The organism is Bacillus sp. mrc49 (genome assembly GCF_002803435.1).
Map to the genome: position 1 here is coordinate 1 of NZ_PHNG01000518.1, position 6,534 is coordinate 6,534.

4 protein-coding genes and 1 rRNA gene are annotated in these 6,534 nt (G+C 43.8%); all 5 read right to left on the reverse strand.

Annotated elements, in window-relative coordinates; genetic code table 11:
- Positions 1-191 (reverse strand): 16S ribosomal RNA (locus CVN76_RS05020); the annotation flags it as partial.
- Between the two features lie 314 nt (positions 192-505).
- A complete protein-coding gene (locus tag CVN76_RS05025; RefSeq protein ID WP_232732110.1) occupies positions 506-1,579 on the reverse strand; it encodes an HD-GYP domain-containing protein in 1,074 nt (357 codons plus the stop codon).
- A 170-nt stretch (positions 1,580-1,749) separates the two neighbouring features.
- Entirely contained in the window at positions 1,750-4,296 is a 2,547-nt protein-coding gene (gene gyrA / locus CVN76_RS05030) for a DNA gyrase subunit A (RefSeq protein ID WP_100530501.1), read from the reverse strand.
- Between the two features lie 90 nt (positions 4,297-4,386).
- Positions 4,387-6,312, reverse strand: coding sequence for a DNA topoisomerase (ATP-hydrolyzing) subunit B (gene gyrB, locus CVN76_RS05035; RefSeq protein WP_061143188.1), 1,926 nt, complete (start codon positions 6,310-6,312; stop codon positions 4,387-4,389).
- Between the two features lie 69 nt (positions 6,313-6,381).
- A complete protein-coding gene (gene remB / locus CVN76_RS32315; protein WP_442857547.1) occupies positions 6,382-6,531 on the reverse strand; it encodes an extracellular matrix regulator RemB in 150 nt (49 codons plus the stop codon).
- Positions 6,532-6,534 lie beyond the last annotated feature (3 nt).

Here is a 6,534-nt window from a genome sequence, read left to right on the forward strand (position 1 = left end):
CGAGAAAAGAACGTATCCGGTATTAGCTCCGGTTTCCCGAAGTTATCCCAGTCTTATAGGCAGGTTGCCCACGTGTTACTCACCCGTCCGCCGCTAATCTCAGGGAGCAAGCTCCCGTCGATTCGCTCGACTTGCATGTATTAGGCACGCCGCCAGCGTTCGTCCTGAGCCAGGATCAAACTCTCCGAAGAAATGTTTGACTTGCTCATTTGCTTTTTTGATAGTGTGTGCTCACTTAAAATTTAACGTTGGCGCTTTGTTTTGTTCAGTTTTCAAAGAGCAATTAGTTGCCGTTTCCTTAGAAGCGACTTTAATAATATATCAACTATATTATCTTTTGTCAACAACTTTTTTTCTTTCGCTGTCGACTTAGTTATTATATCTAGTATCGAAAACAAAAGCAAGAGTTATTTTAAAATAAATGAAATGGATGAATGATAGTCTGGGATATACCCCTAATAAGATGGAAGGTCATATCTTTTTAGGAGTAGGCCACCCTTAACCATTAAAGTATTTCTTCTATATATAATTCCCGAGTCAGACTTAAATTGATGATTTCTTCACTATCTTTCACCTGGACGATCGGCCTTGTTTGGTTACTGGCATCAATGAAAATGATTTCGGCAATAAAGCCATTGTTCAGCTTGACCCTGCTTCCTATGGAAAAACTGGAGAAGCTTGATAACAAGGTTTTCACTACTTCTATATCAAATTTACCGAAGTCATCATGTAATATCATTTCCAATACTCTAAATGGCGACTGTTTCTTCCTGTATACCCTCTCGGAGGTCATCGCATGAAAGACGTCTGCCACTGCAATGATCTTTGAAAACAAATTCATCGGTTTGGCATTCAGCCTTTTCGGATAACCCGTTCCATCCAGCCTTCCATGATGCTCTAGTATCGCAATCTTTACGCTGTCCTTTATGATGGAGCTATCTTTTATCATTTTATAACTGAAAATGGGGTGATTGTGGATCTCCTCATAATCCTCCGCAGTTAAGTCTTCCATCTTATTTAATAATCTTGGAGCGACCTTAGCCATCCCACAGTCCGCGAGACATCCGCCAATGGCCACCTGGTAGACGTCGGCCTTGCTGTATTTCATTTTAGATGCAATATAGCTTCCTATTAATCCGATGGAAATGGCATGGTGAAAGGTGTAGTCCTCTTTATTGCAGTAATGGTGCAGCATTAAAATGTTGCCTGGTTCCTCCAGTGCTTTATCCACTAGGGGAATAATGATTAAACGGATCATGGCCACCTCTACCTTGCTGCCGGCTTGCCAGTTCCTGAATAATCGCTTATAAGTTTGAACGGACTTAAGATACAAATCGGTAAAATCGGACGACTCTTCCAATTCGTCCAATTCCGGATCTATCACTTCTTTCGGTAAAAACTTCTTTCCATCAATCAACGTTTTTTCAACGCTTACCTCCGAAATTAAAAAAGCCTCCAAAGCCTCAATCGACTCCGCGGTCAATATTGTTTTTTCATACATGATAGGACGGTCGGCGAGACCTCTGATTTCTTTGGAAAGAATACAGCCTTCCGTTAAATAGCGCGTTTTTACTAGCAAATCGGTTCACCTCGATAGTAGTAGTAATGAATATCATTCCACTTGAAAAACATGGTAATAACTATCTTTCTTTATGATTATATACCTACAAATACGTTTTTTCAACACAAGTCCCATGACCTTTTACCCAACAAAAAAGGCCCAGCATTTTATCGCTGGGCCGTTTACCATTATTCTTCTGGATCTTTTTCGGTTTCTTCATTCTCGCTCACAACAGTGGGTTCCGATATTGTTTCTTGATCGGCTGTTGGATCTTGCTCCATATCTGCTTCCTCTTCTTCTTCTCTACCAACGATGGCCACCGTCGAGACATATTCATTGTCTGCGGATTCAAGGCGGATCAGTTTGACCCCTTGAGTATTACGGCCCGTTTTGGAGATGCCTTCGACTTCCATCCGGATCAATACACCTGCAGCTGTAATGAGCATCAAGTCCTCATCTTCACCCGTAACGGTTTTCACGGCGATCAGTTCGCCATTTTTCTCCGTTACATTACATGTTTTTATCCCTTTGCCGCCTCGGCTTTGGATACGGTATTCCTCAGCAGAGGTCCTTTTTCCATATCCATTTTTCGTAACGATCAAGACTTCTTCATCATCTTCAAGGATTTCCATACCGACCACTTCATCATCGGACCTTAAGGATATCCCTTTCACTCCTGCTGCAGTACGGCCCATCGTCCGTACATCCGTCTCTGGGAAACGGATCATCATTCCGGACTTCGTTCCGATGATGATCTGTTTATCTCCATTCGTAAGACGAACGGAAATCAATTCATCATCTTCCCGTAAACCTAGAGCGATTAACCCATTATTACGGATGTTGGCAAAAGAAGACAACGGTGTACGCTTCGATATCCCGTGCCGCGTCGTGAAGAATAAATACCAATCATCGGCAAATTCCTTCACCGGTATGATGGCATTGACCCACTCGCCCTTATCCACTTCCAATAGGTTGATGAGCGGCAAGCCTTTTGCCGTCCTGCCGTACTCAGGTATTTCGTATCCTTTCGAACGGTATACTTTACCTTTGTTCGTGAAGAATAATAGCGTGTCATGAGTCGATGTGGTCAACAAATGACCGACAAAATCATCTGTATTCGTTCCCATGCCCTGAATCCCGCGGCCGCCGCGTTTTTGGCTGCGGTATGTCGTTGCAGGCAGACGTTTAATATAACCGTTATGGGTAAGCGTCACGATGATATTTTCCTCTGGGATTAGATCCTCATCTTCCAAGCTCTCAAAGCCCGCTAATGTGATTTCCGTTCTGCGCTTATCATTAAAACGTTCTTTGATTTCAAGAAGCTCTTCACGGATGATTTCAAGAACCTTTTCTTCATCAGCCAGAATCGCTTTATATTCTGCAATGATGGCCATTAATGCTTGATATTCATCTTCGATTTTTTCGCGTTCCAAACCAGTCAGACGCTGCAAACGCATATCCAAAATGGCCTGTGCCTGTTTTTCGGAAAGTGAAAACTGTGTCATTAACCCTTCACGGGCAATGTCGGTAGTTTGTGAATTACGGATTAAAGATATGACCGCATCCAGATTATCCAGCGCAATCCTCAAGCCCTCTAAAATATGGGCGCGGGCCTCCGCTTTGCGCAATTCAAATTCCGTCCTGCGGCGTATGACCACCTGCTGGTGCTGTAAGTAGTATTGCAGGCATTGTTTTAAGTTCAATACTTTTGGCTGACCGTCAACCAAGGCAAGCAAATTGATCCCGAAGGTTGTCTGCATGGCAGTATGCTTGTACAGGTTATTCAAAAGGACATTTGCATTAACGTCCTTGCGAAGCTCCATGACGATGCGCATGCCATTGCGATCCGATTCATCCCGTAAATCGGTGATGCCTTCGATTTTCTTGTCTCGGGCAAGTTCGGCAATCTTTTCGATCAATCTTGCTTTATTCACTTGATAAGGAATTTCTTTAACTAGGATAACCTGTTTTCCATTAGGTTTTTCTTCAATCTCCACTTTCGCCCGCTGGATGATCGACCCTTTTCCAGTTTCATAGGCTTTCCTGATTCCGCTTCTGCCTAAGATTAACCCGGCTGTCGGGAAGTCGGGTCCTGGAATGTATTCCATCAGCTCCGGTATCGTAATGTCAGGATTTTTGCTTATAGCCAATACGCCGTCAATTACCTCACCTAATTGATGCGGTGGAATATTGGTTGCCATCCCTACCGCTATACCGGATGAACCATTCACCAAAAGGTTAGGGAAACGGGCTGGCATAACGGCTGGCTCTCTTTCCGAACCATCATAGTTATCCTGGAAATTGACCGTGTCTTTATTTAAATCACGAAGCAGCTCCATCGAGATTTTCGACATTCTTGCTTCTGTATACCTCATTGCAGCAGCTTGGTCTCCATCGACTGAACCGAAATTCCCGTGACCATCCACAAGCATATAACGATAGTTAAAGGGCTGCGCCATCCGTACCATCGTTTCATAGACGGCAGAATCACCGTGGGGGTGATACTTACCGATTACTTCCCCAACAATACGTGCCGATTTTTTAAATGGTTTATCCGAAGTCATTCCAAGATCATTCATTGCATAAAGAATTCTTCGGTGCACCGGTTTTAAACCGTCCCTTACATCAGGCAAAGCACGAGACACGATAACGCTCATCGCGTAATCCAAAAAAGATGTCCGCATCTCGGTACTTATATTTATTTCTTTCACACCTGATCTTTCATTTTCTGACATGGAGCCAACCTCCTATAAAAAGCTTATACTCTCGTTTAATATTACTAGAACTATGTAAAGAACAGGATGTAAGAGCATCCTGTCAAAAAATCAAACATCAAGATTTTTTACATAAATTGCATTTTCTTCGATGAAGTTACGTCTAGGCTCAACCTTGTCGCCCATCAGCATCTCGAATGTTTCATCCGCCTCGGCCGCATCTTTCAAGCTGACTTGAAGCAGCGTTCTCGTTTCAGGGTTCATGGTCGTTTCCCATAATTGCTCGGGGTTCATTTCCCCCAGCCCCTTGTAGCGCTGCAGGTTAGGCTTTGGAGTGCTTGGCAAACTCGCCATGATTTCTTCAAGCTGTCGATCGTTATAGGCATAATCCACTTTTTTCCCTTGCTGGATTTTGAAAAGTGGCGGCTGAGCAATGTATATATAACCATATTCGATGATTTTGCGCATATATCTGTAGAAGAATGTCAACATCAGCGTTCTGATATGGGCTCCATCCACATCGGCATCGGTCATGATGACGATTTTATGATATCGGGCCTTTTCAATATTGAATTCATCACCAATTCCCGTTCCTAGTGCGGTGATGATCGTGCCTATTTCCTCATTATGCAAGATTCTATCCAATCTTGCTTTTTCTACGTTCAGGATTTTACCCCTTAGCGGCAAAATCGCTTGGAAATGACGGTCGCGCCCTTGCTTGGCCGAACCTCCCGCCGAGTTTCCTTCAACGATGTACAATTCACTGATAGCCGGGTCCTTGGATGAACAATCCGCCAATTTTCCCGGAAGGTTGGAAACTTCAAGCGCACTCTTCCTTCGAGTCAATTCACGGGCTTTCTTGGCTGCCATACGGGCCCTTGCTGCCATTTGCCCTTTATCGACAATTTTCCTGGCCACGGCCGGATTTTCATATAAGAAAGAATCAAGCCGCTCAGAAAGGATGGAATCAGTTACCGTTCTTACTTCTGAATTTCCAAGTTTGGTTTTCGTTTGACCTTCGAATTGGGGTTCAGGATGCTTGATCGAAATGATTGCCGTCAGGCCTTCCCGGACATCTTCACCGGAGAAATTGGAATCGGCTTCTTTCAGGAGACCGTTTTTCCTTGCATAATCATTGATGACCCGGGTCAGGGCCGTCTTGAATCCCGATTCATGCGTACCGCCTTCATAGGTGTGAATATTATTGGCAAAAGAAAAGACATTGCTGATGTAGCTGTCATTGTATTGCAAAGCTAATTCGACAGAAATCCCATCTTTCTCGCCTTCCATGAAAATCGGCTCCTCATGCAGCACTTCTTTCGAACGGTTCAAGTGCTCGACATAAGATTTAATTCCGCCCTCATAATGATATTCCCTGATTTTCTCTTCTTCTTCACGTTTATCCTCAATGATGAGTTTCAAGCCTTTATTCAGGAACGCAAGCTCACGGATACGGGTGGCTAACGTGTCGAAATCGTACTCCAACGACTCCGTAAAAATTTCGCCATCAGGAATGAAGTGGACCGTCGTACCCGTATGATCGGTTTCCCCGATGATTTTCAAATCTTCCTTCGGAACCCCGCGATTGAATTGCTGATAATGGATTTTGCCATCACGATGGACATACACTTCCAATACCGTCGATAGGGCATTAACGACAGATGCACCGACACCGTGCAGACCGCCGGAGACCTTATATCCCCCGCCGCCAAACTTTCCGCCAGCATGAAGGACCGTCATGATTACTTCTACAGCGGGACGTCCCATTTTTTCATGGATCCCGACTGGAATTCCCCGTCCATTATCGACTACCGTTATGCTATTGTCTTTTTCGATCGTCACTTTGATTTCCGTACAGAAACCCGCTAGTGCCTCATCAATACTGTTATCGACAATTTCCCAAACAAGATGGTGAAGTCCTTTTGCAGAGGTAGTGCCGATATACATCCCCGGACGTTTACGAACTGCTTCTAAGCCTTCCAAAACCTGTATCTGATTCTCATCGTATGCCTGAGCTTGTACTTCTTTTTGTTCCATTGTCATTCGTATCACCTACACTTTTCTTTTGGCATTATCAATTTTCCGAAGTAATTATCGCTTAATTCCTTATATTCCAAGAACATCTATATCATCGATCAATAACGATGGCTGCAGTGAACGCTTTTTCAGAGTGGAAGAAGCAAGCGGTGAATAATAGACTTGCCTATCCGTCACTACTATCGATTTAACCGAGTTTTTTGCTAAATGGGAAGTCACATC

Coding starts and splice junctions, on each gene's coding strand:
- gyrA (WP_100530501.1), bottom strand. CDS start 4,296: ATGTCAGAAAATGAAAGATCAGGTGTGAAAGAAATAAATATAAGTACC.
- gyrB (WP_061143188.1), bottom strand. CDS start 6,312: ATGGAACAAAAAGAAGTACAAGCTCAGGCATACGATGAGAATCAGATA.